Source organism: Pseudomonas sp. LBUM1653, assembly GCF_059716115.1.
The window spans coordinates 380,699-393,618 of sequence record NZ_CP166803.1 but is presented as its reverse complement, the minus strand read 5'-3'; the positions used below and the strand labels follow the sequence as shown (position 1 = coordinate 393,618).

Genomic DNA, 12,920 nt, shown 5'->3' with positions numbered 1-12,920 from the left:
GGCAGGCCGGGCATTTTTTTAGAGCCCTGAAATATCAGGACTGACTGGTTGGCGTCGATGGAGCTGGCGCGGCAGTCGGGGTTACAGCAGGGGTCGGTGCGGCAGCGGAGTTCGAGGTGCTTGCCGCAGGTGCCGAAGTTACCGGGGTCGCCGGTTTGGCGGCAGCCACTGCTGGTTTGGGCGCGGCAGCTTTTGCAGCGGCCGGTTTTTTCACTGCTGGTTTCTTCGCAGCAGCAGGTTTTGCCGCTGGCTTGGCTGCCGGTTTAGCGGCGGCGGTTTTCGCTGCAGGCTTGGCGGCGGTTTTAGCAGCCGGTTTGACGGCCGCTTTAGCAGCAGGTTTGGCCAATGGTTTGGCTGCGGTTTTGGCGGCCGGCTTGGCTGCCGCGGTTTTGGCGGCCGGCTTGGCTGCCGCAGTTTTCGCCGCAACAGGCGCAACCTTGGCACCGGTGAGTTTTTCGATTTGCTTGGTCAGGGTCTCGACCTTGCTGTGCAGTGCCTTGACCTCATTGCGGCTCGGTACGCCCAGACGCGAAATGGCGCTGTTCAGGCGCTTATCGAAAGCACCTTCCAGCTCATCCCACTTGCCCAGTGCACGATCTTTCACGCCGCTGATGCGCGATTTGGCCGACGAAGCGGAGTCCTTGGCGGCGTCGACAGTTTTGCCAACAGCGCTCTTGGTGAGCTTCTCGGCTTTCTCGCCGTCCTTGACCAGTGAGTCGAAGAGTTTGCTGCCGTCAGTGTCGATCTTCGAGTACACGCCTAAACCAGCTAGCCAGATTTTGCGGGAGTAGTCTTCGACTTTTCCGATCCACGAGCTGCTTTCTTTTTCGGTGTTCTTTTTACCAGCCATCCCGTTCTCCTTAAGATTTACGCGCGACGCGTTCGAGCAGTGCCGTCAGCTCATCGAGCTTGGCAGAGAGTGTCTCAACGTCATGTTTAGACGGAATGCCGATACGATTCAAGGTACTTGCGACACGCGTGTCGAACGCTCTCTCGACTTTGTCGAGCTGAACTTCGACCTTGCCTTTGAAAGTGCTCACTTCACTCTTGGCTTCATCGATCTCGGCATTGGCCGCTTCAAGCTTCTCGGCAACTACTTTTTTGCCTTTGGTTTCAACTGCTTGGCCAGCCTTGATCAACTCTTGAAAGTACTCGCTACCTTCTTGGCCGACCTTGGCGTAGGCACCCAGGCCTGCCAGCCAGATCCTGCGGGCATACGATTTGACGTCATGCAGAGCGGTCGTCGATGCGTCGATTTTTTTCTTCAAAATAACTTTGGCCATGGTGCACCTCACGCGCAGAAGGTTTGAGGAACTGCCCGCGAAAGTGTCGGGCTCAGGCACAAAGTAGGGAGAAAAATTAGAAACGGCACCCTAACAACTGACATGTACAGGTCGCGGCCTCACCACGCACTGTAGGAGCAAGCTTGCTCGCGATGCAGGCGCCTCGGTATTCCAGTTACACCGCGTAGATGCCATCGCGAGCAAGCTTGCTCCTACAAGATCGCGCGTCTTATGCCAGCGCCTTGTCCAACGCTTTTTCGATTTCCGATTTGATCATGCTGCTCATGGCCGACATCATCAGGCCCAATTCCACTTCGACCTTGATCGAGTCGTCACTGACATGCACCGCACCTTTCACACCCGAACGCTTGAGGTTCAAGGTATCGCCGGACCACTGCGGCTCCAGGCCATACTGATCGGAGAGTTTCTGCGCCAGCTTGTCGGCCTTCTCGCGAGCCGCTTCCTTACCCAGGCCATGGGCACGTTCAACACTGATATGGGCCATCAAATGACTCCTGCTTTATGGATGCTTTCCCGAGGCATCTTGACCTCTGCTGCGTCAAAACGTCCCGATGGTTGCCCATCTTACCTTCAGCCTTGCCAAGACAAAGCATGCCTTGGGGATTAGAATGTCGCGCATTCTCTTTTGGTGACAGCGATATGACTGATCAGCGCAAAGGCAAAGACGCCGAACCCACCACTCACTTCGGCTTCAAAAACGTTCCGGAAAGCCAGAAAGCGGAAAAAGTCGCCGAGGTTTTCCACTCGGTGGCCGCCAAGTACGACCTGATGAACGACCTCCTGTCGGGCGGCATGCACCGTCTGTGGAAGCGTTTCGCAATCGAATTGTCGGGCGTGCGCACAGGCAACCGGGTGTTGGACATCGCCGGCGGCACGGGTGACCTGACCCGCAAGTTCTCGCACCTCGTTGGCCCGACCGGCCAGGTGGTGCTGGCCGATATCAACGAGTCCATGCTCAAGGTCGGTCGGGACCGTCTGCTGGACCTGGGTGTGGCCGGCAACGTCGAATTCGTCCAGGCCGACGCGGAAAAACTACCGTTCCCGGACAACCATTTCGACTGCGTGACCATCGCCTTCGGCCTGCGCAACGTCACGCACAAGGAAGATGCCCTGCGCTCCATGCTGCGCGTGCTCAAGCCTGGCGGCCGCCTGCTGGTGCTGGAGTTCTCCAAACCGACCAACGCGCTGATGTCCAAAGCCTACGACGCCTACTCGTTCGCCTTCATGCCGCTGATGGGCAAGCTGATCACCAACGACTCGGAAAGCTACCGCTACCTGGCTGAATCGATCCGCATGCACCCGAACCAGGAAACTCTGAAGTCGATGATGGTCGAGGCCGGCTTCGACCGCGTGACCTATCACAACATGACCGCAGGCATCGTCGCCCTGCACCGTGGCATCAAGCCCTGATGCTGCTCGCCGGCCTGCTCGCCAGCGTTGAACTCGGCCTGAACCGGGTGCTGCGTCTCGACAGCACGGCGCTGCCGCGACTGGCGCATTTGAGCGGCAAGGTGATTGCCGTCGATTGCCGCAGCCCGGCGTTGCAGGTGTTCATCCTGCCCAGCGATGAAGGCCTGATGCTCGCTTCCCAGTGGGAAACTGGTGCCGACTGCACCTTGCGTGCTCCGGCTTCAAGCCTGCTGAAACTGGCGATGAGCAAGGACAAGACTGCAGTGCTGCACGCTCCGGAAGTCGAGCTCGATGGTGACAGCGGCGTGCTGCTGGAACTGGCCGCGATCCTCCAGGACCTGGAACTGGACTGGGAGTACGAACTCTCGCGCTGGCTCGGCCCTGTCGCCACGCAACTGGTCGGCGGTCACCTGCGCAGCCGCGCCCGCTGGTATCAGCAAGGGTTCGCCAGCCTCGGCCAGAACCTGGGCGAATACCTGGCCGAAGAATCACGCACCCTCGTCGGTCAGCGCGAAGCTGAAGCCCGATTCAGTGAACTGGACCAGATCAAAGTCGATCTGGAACGTCTCGAGGCGCGTTTCGAGCGCCTTTCCCGATCCCTCGACCCAAGCGATAACGCATGAAGCTGCTTGCCGTCCGCCGTTTGTTGCGCATCCAGCGCGTCGTGATCCGCTACCGCCTCGATGACCTGCTGTTCGCCCTGCCCCTGCCTTGGTTTCTCCTGGTGCTGCGTTACGCCTTGCCGTGGCGCTGGTTTCCGCGCAAGACCCTGGACCTCAGCCGTGGCGCACGATTGCGCCTGGCGTTGCAGGACCTGGGGCCGATTTTCATCAAGTTCGGGCAGATCCTGTCCACCCGCCGCGACCTGCTGCCGGAAGACATCGCCGATGAGCTGATGATGTTGCAGGACCGTGTGCCGCCGTTCGACTCGCAAGTGTCGGTCAAGCTGATCGAAGAGCAGCTTGGCAAGAAAATCAGCGAAGTGTTCAGCCGCTTCGACGTCGAACCGCTGGCCTCAGCGTCGGTGGCCCAGGTGCACGCCGCGCAGCTGAAAACCGGCGAGGAAGTCGTGGTCAAGGTGATCAGGCCGGGGCTCAAGCCGGTGATCGCACAAGATCTGGCGTGGCTGTTCATCCTCGCCCGCGCCGCCGAAAAACTCTCGGCCGATGCGCGCCTGCTGCACCCGGTGGACGTGGTTCAGGACTACGAAAAAACAATCTACGACGAACTCGACCTGCTGCGCGAAGCGGCCAACGCCAGCCAGTTGAAGCGCAACTTCGACGGCTCGCCGCTGCTGTACGTGCCACAAGTCTATTGGGACTGGTGCCGGCCGAAAGTGCTGGTGATGGAGCGCATCTACGGCATCCAGGTCACTGACCTCGCGGCCCTGGCCGATCAGCGCACCGACATGAAAATGCTCGCTGAACGCGGCGTGGAGATCTTCTTCACCCAGGTGTTTCGCGACAGCTTCTTCCATGCCGACATGCACCCCGGCAACATCTTTGTCAGCACCGTCAACCCGTGGACCCCGCAGTACATTGCGATCGACTGCGGCATCGTCGGCAGCCTGACCCCGGAAGACCAGGATTACCTGGCGCGCAACCTGTTCGCGTTCTTCAAGCGTGATTACCGGCGTGTGGCACAGCTGCACATCGATTCGGGCTGGGTACCGGCGGAAACCAAGCTCAACGAATTCGAAGCGGCGATCCGGACTGTCTGCGAACCGATCTTCGAAAAACCGTTAAAAGATATTTCCTTCGGTCAGGTGCTGATGCGCCTGTTCCAGACGGCCCGTCGCTTCAACATGGAAGTGCAGCCGCAGCTTGTCCTGTTGCAGAAAACCCTGTTGAACATCGAAGGCCTGGGCCGTCAGCTGTACCCGGACCTCGACTTGTGGAACACCGCGCAACCGTTCCTCGAACGCTGGATGCGTGAGCGTGTCAGCCCCAAAGCCTTGTTTGGCAACGTGCAGAGCCAGTTCGAACAGATCCCGCACCTGGCCAACATGGCCCGCGACCTGCTCGAACGCATGTCCCAGCCCCATGCCAACGATCCGCCACCCCCGTGGCACCGTCGCCGCGACGACTGGTTCCTGCGTCTGCTCGGTACGGCCCATCTGGCCGGTGGCGCGCTCCTCGCCGCAGGCGGGCCGTTGAACGATCTGGCCTACTGGCCGGCGGGCATCATGATGGCGGTCGGTTTGTATCTGGTCGTTCGCCGATAGCCAGTTGTGCTGCGCACTGGCACACTGTTTCAACGTTGAGCCTGACTAATGAAGTGTCGGGCTCGCTGTCGGAGTCGAAGATGAAAAACTGGCTGGACGAGATCAAATGGGATGCCGACGGCCTGGTGCCGGCGATTGCCCAAGACCACAAGACCGGGCGCGTCCTGATGATGGCCTGGATGAACCGCGAAGCATTGGAACTGACGGCTGCCGAGAACCGCGCCATCTACTGGTCGCGCTCGCGTGGCAAGCTGTGGCGCAAGGGCGAAGAGTCCGGCCACGTGCAGACCCTGCATGAGATGCGCCTGGACTGCGACGCCGACGTGATCATCCTGATGGTCGAGCAGATCGGCGACATTGCCTGTCATACCGGCCGCCAGAGCTGCTTCTACCGCGTTTTCGAAAACGGCGACTGGACGACTGTCGACCCGGTCCTGAAAGATCCGCACGCCATCTATTCCGCAGGACATAAACATGAGTGACACTTTGACCCGTCTGGCCCAAGTGCTGGAAGAGCGCAAAGGCGCCGCCGCCGACAGCTCGTACGTCGCCAGCCTGTACCACAAGGGCTTGAACAAGATCCTGGAAAAAGTCGGAGAAGAGTCGGTCGAGACCATCATTGCCGCCAAGGACGCCGCCATCAGCGGCGACTGCAGCGATGTGATCTACGAAACCGCCGATTTGTGGTTCCATAGCATGGTCATGCTTGCCCAATTGGGGCAGCATCCCCAGGCTGTACTCGATGAACTGGACCGTCGCTTCGGTCTGTCCGGACACGCCGAGAAAGCCTCGCGCCCGTCCGCCTGAATAACTATTAGAGAGGAGCAGCAGCATGGGCATTTTTGACTGGAAACACTGGGTCGTCATTCTGGTTGTCGTGGTACTGGTATTCGGCACCAAGAAACTGAAAAACCTCGGCACCGACGTCGGCGAGTCGATCAAGGGCTTTCGCAAGGCCATGAACGATGACGAAAAACCGGCCGATCCGACGGTGACTCCGGCCCAACCGGTTCCACCGGTTCAGCCGCAGGCGACTGTGAACCAGCCGCACACCATCGACGTGCAGGCGCAGAAAGTCGAAGAGCCGATCCGCAAAGACTCGTGAGCACTGACTAATGTTTGGTATCAGCTTCTCTGAACTGCTGCTCGTCGGCCTCGTCGCCCTGCTGGTGCTGGGCCCCGAGCGCCTGCCGGGCGCTGCGCGCACCGCCGGCCTGTGGGTCGGGCGCCTCAAGCGCAGCTTCAATGCAATCAAACAGGAAGTTGAACGTGAAATCGGTGCCGACGAGATCCGTCGGCAACTGCACAACGAGCACATCCTGTCGCTTGAGCAGGAGGCCCGCAAGATCTTCTCGCCGACCCAGCAGCAGCCGACGCCAGTCGAGCCTGTGGCGACGCAGACGATTGATGCGCCTGTCGTTGAATCTGCACCTGTCGAAGCTGCGCCTGTCGCAGCGACGCCGGTCGACCCCGTTGCACCTGCGGCTGCGCCCGTTGCGCCGGCCCCTCACGACCCAACACTGCCGCCGCGAGCCCCATGAGCGATCTTCCTGAAAACGACCAGCACATGCCGCTGGTTTCGCACCTCACCGAGTTGCGTACCCGCCTGCTGCGCTGCGTAGCGGCGATCTTCATCATCTTTGCCGGGCTGTTCGCCTTTACCCAGCAGATCTACACCTTCGTCTCGACACCGCTGCGTGCATACCTGCCAGCCGGCGCGACGATGATTGCCACTGATGTGTCGTCGCCGTTCCTGACGCCACTGAAGCTGACCATGATGGTTTCGCTGTTCCTGGCGATCCCGGTGATCCTGCACCAGATCTGGGGCTTCATCGCACCGGGCCTGTACAAGCACGAGAAGCGCATCGCCGTCCCCTTGCTGTGCTCGAGCATCGTGCTGTTCTACGCCGGCATGGCGTTCGCCTATTTCCTGGTGTTCCCGTTGATCTTCAAATTCTTCGCCGCCGCCACTCCGGCCGGTGTAGAAATGATGACCGACATCACCAGCTACCTCGATTTCGTCATGACGCTGTTCTTCGCCTTCGGCGTGGCGTTCGAAATCCCGGTGGCCGTGGTGCTGCTGGTGTGGATCGGCGTGGTCGACGTCAAATACCTGAAGAAAATCCGCCCGTACGTGATCATTGGCTGCTTCGTGGTCGGCATGATCCTGACCCCGCCGGACATTTTCTCGCAGACCCTGTTGGCGGTACCGATGTGGCTGCTGTTCGAGATCGGCATCCTGTTTGGCGGCCTGATCAGCAAGCGTGGTGAACATCCGGACGATCAGCCTGCCGACGATCACAACGACCAGCCGCCAGCGACCCAACCGTGAACCTGCTGCTCCTTGAAGAGGCCGACTTCATTGCGGCCGACCGGGTTGTCCTGCGTGATCGGCGGTTGACCCACATGCAGGAAGTCCACCGCTGTGAAGTCGGTGACAGCATGCGTGTTGGCCGCATCGGCGGCCTGATGGGCTCGGCCGAGGTCCTGCGCCTGGACGCCAACGAGGCGGAACTGCGCGTCACCCTAGACCAGCCTCCACCCGCCAAGCTGCCGTTGACCCTGGTCCTGGCCCTGCCACGGCCCAAGATGCTGCGCAGGGTGTTCCAGACCCTCGCGGCCATGGGTGTGCCACGGGTCGTGCTGGTGAACAGCTATCGCGTCGAGAAGAGCTTCTGGCAGACCCCGTTCCTGGAGCCCGAAGCCATTCGCGAGCAACTGATCCTTGGCCTCGAACAGGCCAGGGACAGCGTGCTGCCGCAAGTCGTGATCGAAAAACGCTTCAAGCCGTTCGTCGAAGATCGCCTGCCTGCCATCACCGAGGGCACCCTCGGCCTGGTTGGCCATCCGGGCCAATACCCGCCCTGCCCCCGCGCCCTGACCGAGCCTGTGACCCTGGCCATCGGCCCGGAAGGTGGCTGGATCCCGTACGAGATCGACTTGCTGGGCAAATCCGGCTTACAACCGGTGCAGCTGGGAGAGCGCATCCTGCGCGTTGAAACCGCCGTTACCGCGCTGCTGGCACGCATCTTCTGATCCTGTCGCGATCCCTGTAGGAGCAGCCGGTCGACGCTCGATTGCTCGCGAAAAACGTGAAGACGCCGCAGTCACCCAGACAGCCCTCGTCATCGTTACCGTCCATCGCGAGCAAGCTCGGCTCCTACAGGATTTCCCCCGCCTGCCGATACACCTCCCATGAAACCAATGTGTGCTCCGGGAGAGTTGCAGCATGTACCAATGGCTGGCCGATAAACTGGGAAACGTAAGCGTAAACCGCAAGCTGGGCGTCGGCTTCGGTCTTGTGCTGCTGCTGACGATGCTGATCACCTTCACTGGCTGGACCGGCCTGAGCGACGTCACCCGTCGCGGTGACACGCTGGGGTTCATTTCCGACATCAACGGGATGACCAAAGATCTGCGCATCGCCCGCCTGGACTACGAAATGCGTCGCGGCGAACAAGGTCCTGGCGCCGTCAGTGATTTGTTGGGCAAGCTCGACACCAGCCTGCAAGCTGCTCGCCAGATGATCGAGCAACCCGCCGACGTGGCCATGATCGACCAGCAATTGGCCGCCGTCAGCCAATACAAGCAAGCCTTCGCCGCCATGACCCAGGTCAGCGCCAGCCGCGAAGACGCCCGCAGCAAACTGGGCGCCACCGCCGACAATGCAGTGGCCAAAGTCGCCGAAGTCGAACAATCCATGCTGCAAGGCGACAGCGTGGCGCAGTTCAACAGCGTGATCGACCTGAGCAAGCTGATCCAGCAGGCGCGCTTCCAGGTGCGTGGCTACACCTACAGCGGTAAAGCCGAGGCCGAGCAGCCGGCACTGGACGCCATCGACAACGCTCTGAAATATCTGCAAAGCCTGCCGTCGAAGCTACCGGAACAACACATCGGAAACCTGCAGCAGGCGACCGACTCGCTCCAGGCCTACCGCGCCGCGGTCAGCCAGTACCGCGATTCCCAGTCCGCCAGCGCTGATGCATTCAAACGCATGGCCACCCAGGGTGAAATCCTGCTCGAGGTCAGCAAGAAGCTCACCGTCTCGCAAACCCTGGTGCGCGATACCGACGTAGCGCACGCCAAGAACATGCTGTTGCTGGCCACCGTCCTGGCCCTGGTCTTTGGCCTGTTTGCCGCCTGGGCCATCACCCGGCAGATCGTGATTCCGCTGAACCAGACCCTCAAGGCGGCCGAGCGCATCGCTGCCGGCGACCTGACCCACAACCTGCTTTCCCAGCGCCAGGACGAACTTGGCCAGCTGCAGCGAGCCATCCAGAGCATGACCCAGGGCCTGCGTGAACTGATCGGCGGCATCAGCGATGGCGTTACGCAAATTGCCAGCGCCGCCGAGGAACTGTCCGCCGTCACCGAGCAAACCAGCGCCGGGGTCACCAGCCAGAAGGTCGAGACCGACCAGGTGGCCACCGCCATGAATGAAATGACCGCCACGGTCCAGGAAGTCGCGCGCAACGCCGAGGAAGCTTCCGAGGCCGCCGTCGCCGCCGACCAACAGGCCCGCGAAGGTGACAAGGTAGTGGGCGAAGCCATCGCGCAGATCGAGCGCCTGGCCAAGGAAGTGGGTCACTCCACCGAGGCCATGGGCGAGCTCAAGCGCGAAAGCGACAAGATCGGCAGCGTACTCGACGTGATCAAGTCCGTCGCCCAGCAAACCAACCTGCTGGCGCTCAACGCGGCCATCGAAGCGGCTCGTGCCGGCGAGGCTGGGCGCGGTTTTGCCGTGGTCGCTGATGAAGTTCGCAGCCTGGCGCAACGCACCCAGAAGTCCACCGAAGAGATCGAAGAACTGATCGTCGGCCTGCAAAACGGCACGCAGCAAGTGGCGAATATCATGGACAACAGTCGCGCCCTGACCGACAGCAGCGTGGAACTGACCCGTCGCGCCGGCGGCTCACTGGAGAACATCACCCGCACGGTTTCGGCGATCCAGGCGATGAACCAGCAGATTGCCGCCGCTGCAGAACAGCAGAGCGCCGTGGCCGAAGAGATCAACCGCAGCGTGCTGAACGTGCGCGATGTGTCGGATCAGACGTCCGCAGCGAGTGAAGAGACGGCGGCGTCCAGCATTGAGCTGGCGCGGTTGGGGACGCATTTGCAGATGCTGGTGGGCAAGTTCAGGGTTTGAGGTGATTCATTTGCCTCGGTTCACATGGGACCGAGGTGATGCCTTCGCGAGCAGGCTCGCTCCCACAGGGTTCTGCCGTGCACAGATCTAATGTGGGAGCGAGCCTGCTCGCGAAGGCGATTCAGCAAGCGCTGGAGTTACAGAACCTGCCGCAAAAATGCCTGCGCCCGCGGATCCTTCGGCGAATCGAAGAACTCCGCCGGCGAGGCATCTTCCAGCAATTTCCCGTGATCGAAAAACAACACCCGGTCCGCCACCTCCCGGGCAAAACCCATTTCGTGGGTAACGCAGACCATGGTCATGCCTTCCACGGCCAGGTTTTTCATCACATCCAGCACTTCACCGACCATTTCCGGGTCCAGTGCCGATGTCGGCTCATCGAAGAGCATGACCTTCGGCTCCATCGCCAGCGCCCGAGCAATCGCCACGCGCTGTTGCTGGCCGCCGGACAGGCGCGACGGAAATTCGTTGGCCTTCTGCGCGATCCCGACCTTTTCCAGCAGCGCCATAGCCTTGGCCTCGCGCTCTTTCTTGCCGCGCTTGCGCACGACTTTCTGGGCGAGGCAGAGGTTTTCCAGCACGGTCATGTGCGGGAACAGGTTGAAGTGCTGGAACACCATGCCGACTTCACGGCGATAGGCGTTCACGTCGGTTTTCGGGTCGGCCAGTTGCAGGCCATCGATGCTCACCGAGCCCGAGTCGAATTCTTCCAGGCCATTGAGGCAGCGCAGGAAGGTCGATTTGCCGGAACCGGACGGGCCGATCACTACCAGCACTTCGCCCTTGGCGACCGTCGTGCTGACGTTATCCACCGCGCGCACCACCTGGCCACGGGTGTCGAAGACTTTTACCAGATCGCGGACTTCAATCACTTTGCGCGAGCCTCCGCTCAAGCCGACTGGCGATTTTCGACAGCGGCAGGTTGATCAACAGGTACAGACCGGCAACGCAGAACAGGATTTCGAACGGGGAGAACGAGGTGGTGATGACTTCGCGACCGCTTTTCAGCAGCTCGGTAATCGCGATCACCGACACCAGCGATGTGTCCTTGACCAGGCTGATGAACTGCCCGGCGAGCGGCGGCAGTACGCGTTTGAACGCTTGCGGCAGCACCACGTGGCGCATCGACTGACCCGCGCTCAAGCCGAGGGAGCGGGCGGCTTCGTTCTGGCCACGGGCAATCGACTGCACGCCGGAACGGATGATCTCCGCGACGTAGGCGCCGGTGAACAGCGACAGCGCGGCGATCCCGGCGAATTCCCGGGACAGGTTCATCACGGTGCCGATGAAGAAGTAGAAAATGAAGATCTGCACCAGCAGTGGTGTGCCGCGCACCAGTTCGACGTATATCGTCGACAGATCACGCAGGGTCGGATTGTTCGACAGGCGGCACAGGCCGGTGGCCAGGCCGATCAGCAAGCCGAGCACGCCTGACACCAGCGACAGCCACAGCGTGGTCCACAGCCCCCACAGCAGCGGCCCGGCGGCCCAATGACGGGTGACACCAATCACATCGCCTTCGGCCACGTCATCGCCTTGGGCGACTTGCAGGCTGTTGTCATCGACGGTCAGGTGTTGCTCGTCGCCTGCGTCATTGCGCAGGGTGACTTCAGCCTTGTCGCCCTTGCGCACCAGTTCGCTGACGGTAGAGATGTCGGCGGCGCGCTGGGACTCTTCGGCGTGGTAGGCAAAGTACTGCGGTACGCGGTTCCAGCGCCATTCGTAGGACATCAGCGAGGTGGCGTAATACAACGCGCCGGCCAGGCCGATCAGCACCAGCACGGTCAGGACGTGCCAGGGCCATTGGGCTTTTTTCTGTTTCATTTGCTCTGCAAATTCCGAATTCTATGTCGCGAAGGAGGCCCTCTTCGCGAGCAGGCTCGCTCCCACAATGGACCGAGATCAACTGTGGGAGCGAGCCTGCTCGCGAATGGGGCGACTCGGTCTATCTGACGGAGTTATTCCATGTCCTTGAGCCACTCGGTGCTTTTGAACCACTTGTCATGGATGCGATCGTAGGTGCCGTCTTCGTGGATCTGGTGCAGGAAGTTGTTGATGAAGTTGATGCTGTCGTAGTCACCCTTCTTCAACCCGAACGCCAGCGGTTCGTAGGTGAACGGCTTGTCGAGGAACACCAGTTTGCCGTTGCCGACCTTGTTCACCGCCACAACGTTGTAAGGCGCGTCGTAGATGAAGGCGTCGGCTTTGCCGTTGACCACGTCGAGTACCGCTTCCTGCTCGTTGTCGTAGCCGTGGTACTTGGCCTTGGAGATCAGTTTCTTCGCGACCATCTCACCGGTGGTGCCGAGCTTGGAGGTGATGCGGTAGTCGGCGGTGTTCAGGTCTTTGTAGGACTTGATGGTGCCTTCCAGCTCCTTGCGGATCAGCAGGGTCTGACCGACCACGATGAACGGTTCACTGAAGTTCAGGCGCAGGTTGCGTTCCTGGGTCAGGGTCATGCCGCTGCCGATCATGTCGAACTTGTCGGTCAGCAGGGCCGGGATGATGCCGTCGTAGCCGGTGGACACCAGCTCCAGCTTGACGCCCATGGCCTTGGACATGGCTTTGAGGATGTCGACTTCGAAACCGATGATCTCGCCACGTTTGTTGGTCATTTCGAACGGCATGTAGGTCGGGTCCATGCCGACTTTCAACGTGCCGCGCTTGACCGCGTCATCGATGGCACCGGCCTGCGCCGCGCTGACTGCAACCAATGCCGTGACGCCGACCAGCAGCATCGACAGATACTTCTTCATCTTCAAGTCCCCAAAACCATTGCGTTTGCGGCGCGAAATCGACAGTTTTCCCAGGAAAACAGACAGATACGGACACAAAA

The 12,920-nt window shown here is 60.8% G+C and carries 16 protein-coding genes and 1 pseudogene; 11 read left to right on the top strand and 6 right to left on the bottom strand.

The features are described from left to right. Positions 1-34: 34 nt before the first annotated feature. From ACA054_RS01840 to ACA054_RS01830, 3 genes are all read right to left on the bottom strand, one after another. On the bottom strand, positions 35-850 hold the full coding sequence (locus tag ACA054_RS01840) for a phasin family protein (RefSeq protein ID WP_497687929.1): 816 nt from the start codon (positions 848-850) through the stop codon (positions 35-37). Positions 851-860: 10 nt separating this feature from the next. Next, a complete protein-coding gene (locus tag ACA054_RS01835) occupies positions 861-1,283 on the bottom strand; it encodes a phasin family protein (protein ID WP_497687928.1) in 423 nt (140 codons plus the stop codon). Positions 1,284-1,512: 229 nt separating this feature from the next. Beyond that, complete coding sequence (locus ACA054_RS01830; protein ID WP_497687927.1) at positions 1,513-1,788, bottom strand: polyhydroxyalkanoic acid system family protein; 276 nt, start codon at positions 1,786-1,788, stop codon at positions 1,513-1,515. 155 nt (positions 1,789-1,943) lie between these two features. On the opposite strand from ACA054_RS01830, the gene ubiE reads away from it, so the two are divergent. The 11 genes and pseudogenes from ubiE to ACA054_RS01775 all read left to right on the top strand — a co-directional run bounded on the left by ubiE (position 1,944) and on the right by ACA054_RS01775 (position 10,084). Beyond that, positions 1,944-2,714, top strand: coding sequence for a bifunctional demethylmenaquinone methyltransferase/2-methoxy-6-polyprenyl-1,4-benzoquinol methylase UbiE (ubiE, locus tag ACA054_RS01825; protein ID WP_497687926.1), 771 nt, complete (start codon positions 1,944-1,946; stop codon positions 2,712-2,714). Further along, on the top strand, positions 2,714-3,337 hold the full coding sequence (locus tag ACA054_RS01820; protein ID WP_497687925.1) for a ubiquinone biosynthesis accessory factor UbiJ: 624 nt from the start codon (positions 2,714-2,716) through the stop codon (positions 3,335-3,337). The genes ubiE and ACA054_RS01820 overlap by 1 nt, the downstream gene beginning before the upstream one ends. Continuing rightward, positions 3,334-4,938 (top strand): ubiquinone biosynthesis regulatory protein kinase UbiB, encoded by a 1,605-nt coding sequence (ubiB, locus tag ACA054_RS01815; protein ID WP_497687924.1) that lies wholly within the window; start codon positions 3,334-3,336, stop codon positions 4,936-4,938. The genes ACA054_RS01820 and ubiB overlap by 4 nt, the downstream gene beginning before the upstream one ends. An 80-nt stretch (positions 4,939-5,018) precedes the next feature. Further along, entirely contained in the window at positions 5,019-5,420 is a 402-nt protein-coding gene (gene hisI, locus ACA054_RS01810) for a phosphoribosyl-AMP cyclohydrolase (RefSeq protein ID WP_046816940.1), read from the top strand. Continuing rightward, on the top strand, positions 5,413-5,745 hold the full coding sequence (locus ACA054_RS01805) for a phosphoribosyl-ATP diphosphatase (RefSeq protein ID WP_007899279.1): 333 nt from the start codon (positions 5,413-5,415) through the stop codon (positions 5,743-5,745). The genes hisI and ACA054_RS01805 overlap by 8 nt, the downstream gene beginning before the upstream one ends. Before the next feature lie 25 nt (positions 5,746-5,770). After that, positions 5,771-6,043: a twin-arginine translocase TatA/TatE family subunit gene (locus tag ACA054_RS01800; RefSeq protein ID WP_497687923.1), complete on the top strand. Its 273-nt coding sequence runs from the start codon at positions 5,771-5,773 to the stop codon at positions 6,041-6,043. 10 nt (positions 6,044-6,053) lie between these two features. Beyond that, complete coding sequence (tatB, locus tag ACA054_RS01795) at positions 6,054-6,479, top strand: Sec-independent protein translocase protein TatB (RefSeq protein WP_497687922.1); 426 nt, start codon at positions 6,054-6,056, stop codon at positions 6,477-6,479. Next, entirely contained in the window at positions 6,476-7,270 is a 795-nt protein-coding gene (tatC, locus tag ACA054_RS01790; protein ID WP_497687921.1) for a twin-arginine translocase subunit TatC, read from the top strand. Before tatB ends, tatC begins: the two co-directional genes overlap by 4 nt. Beyond that, a complete protein-coding gene (locus tag ACA054_RS01785; protein WP_497687920.1) occupies positions 7,267-7,974 on the top strand; it encodes a 16S rRNA (uracil(1498)-N(3))-methyltransferase in 708 nt (235 codons plus the stop codon). Before tatC ends, ACA054_RS01785 begins: the two co-directional genes overlap by 4 nt. Positions 7,975-8,167: 193 nt before the next feature. Continuing rightward, a pseudogene (locus tag ACA054_RS01780) lies at positions 8,168-9,229 on the top strand (methyl-accepting chemotaxis protein); the annotation flags it as partial. Beyond that, positions 9,221-10,084 carry a methyl-accepting chemotaxis protein gene (locus ACA054_RS01775; RefSeq protein WP_497690231.1) on the top strand — a complete coding sequence of 288 codons (864 nt, stop codon included), beginning with the start codon at positions 9,221-9,223 and terminating at the stop codon, positions 10,082-10,084. The pseudogene ACA054_RS01780 and the gene ACA054_RS01775, both read left to right, overlap by 9 nt. A gap of 137 nt (positions 10,085-10,221) precedes the next feature. Here the strand turns inward: ACA054_RS01775 and ACA054_RS01770 are convergent, their stop codons facing one another. The 3 genes from ACA054_RS01770 to ACA054_RS01760 all read right to left on the bottom strand — a co-directional run bounded on the left by ACA054_RS01770 (position 10,222) and on the right by ACA054_RS01760 (position 12,840). Beyond that, complete coding sequence (locus ACA054_RS01770; protein ID WP_128606272.1) at positions 10,222-10,956, bottom strand: amino acid ABC transporter ATP-binding protein; 735 nt, start codon at positions 10,954-10,956, stop codon at positions 10,222-10,224. Next, entirely contained in the window at positions 10,949-11,908 is a 960-nt protein-coding gene (locus ACA054_RS01765) for an amino acid ABC transporter permease (RefSeq protein WP_497687919.1), read from the bottom strand. Before ACA054_RS01765 ends, ACA054_RS01770 begins: the two co-directional genes overlap by 8 nt. A gap of 134 nt (positions 11,909-12,042) precedes the next feature. Continuing rightward, entirely contained in the window at positions 12,043-12,840 is a 798-nt protein-coding gene (locus tag ACA054_RS01760) for a transporter substrate-binding domain-containing protein (protein WP_034148585.1), read from the bottom strand. Positions 12,841-12,920 lie beyond the last annotated feature (80 nt).

Bases quoted from the DNA above. Each gene is read 5' to 3' on its own strand.
- ACA054_RS01800 (WP_497687923.1), top strand. From the start codon at position 5,771: ATGGGCATTTTTGACTGGAAACACTGGGTCGTCATTCTGGTTGTCGTG.
- ubiE (WP_497687926.1), top strand. From the start codon at position 1,944: ATGACTGATCAGCGCAAAGGCAAAGACGCCGAACCCACCACTCACTTC.
- ubiB (WP_497687924.1), top strand. From the start codon at position 3,334: ATGAAGCTGCTTGCCGTCCGCCGTTTGTTGCGCATCCAGCGCGTCGTG.
- ACA054_RS01765 (WP_497687919.1), bottom strand. From the start codon at position 11,908: ATGAAACAGAAAAAAGCCCAATGGCCCTGGCACGTCCTGACCGTGCTG.
- ACA054_RS01760 (WP_034148585.1), bottom strand. From the start codon at position 12,840: ATGAAGAAGTATCTGTCGATGCTGCTGGTCGGCGTCACGGCATTGGTT.
- tatC (WP_497687921.1), top strand. From the start codon at position 6,476: ATGAGCGATCTTCCTGAAAACGACCAGCACATGCCGCTGGTTTCGCAC.
- ACA054_RS01775 (WP_497690231.1), top strand. From the start codon at position 9,221: ATGACCCAGGGCCTGCGTGAACTGATCGGCGGCATCAGCGATGGCGTT.
- ACA054_RS01805 (WP_007899279.1), top strand. From the start codon at position 5,413: ATGAGTGACACTTTGACCCGTCTGGCCCAAGTGCTGGAAGAGCGCAAA.
- ACA054_RS01840 (WP_497687929.1), bottom strand. From the start codon at position 850: ATGGCTGGTAAAAAGAACACCGAAAAAGAAAGCAGCTCGTGGATCGGA.
- ACA054_RS01830 (WP_497687927.1), bottom strand. From the start codon at position 1,788: ATGGCCCATATCAGTGTTGAACGTGCCCATGGCCTGGGTAAGGAAGCG.
- hisI (WP_046816940.1), top strand. From the start codon at position 5,019: ATGAAAAACTGGCTGGACGAGATCAAATGGGATGCCGACGGCCTGGTG.
- tatB (WP_497687922.1), top strand. From the start codon at position 6,054: ATGTTTGGTATCAGCTTCTCTGAACTGCTGCTCGTCGGCCTCGTCGCC.
- ACA054_RS01820 (WP_497687925.1), top strand. From the start codon at position 2,714: ATGCTGCTCGCCGGCCTGCTCGCCAGCGTTGAACTCGGCCTGAACCGG.
- ACA054_RS01835 (WP_497687928.1), bottom strand. From the start codon at position 1,283: ATGGCCAAAGTTATTTTGAAGAAAAAAATCGACGCATCGACGACCGCT.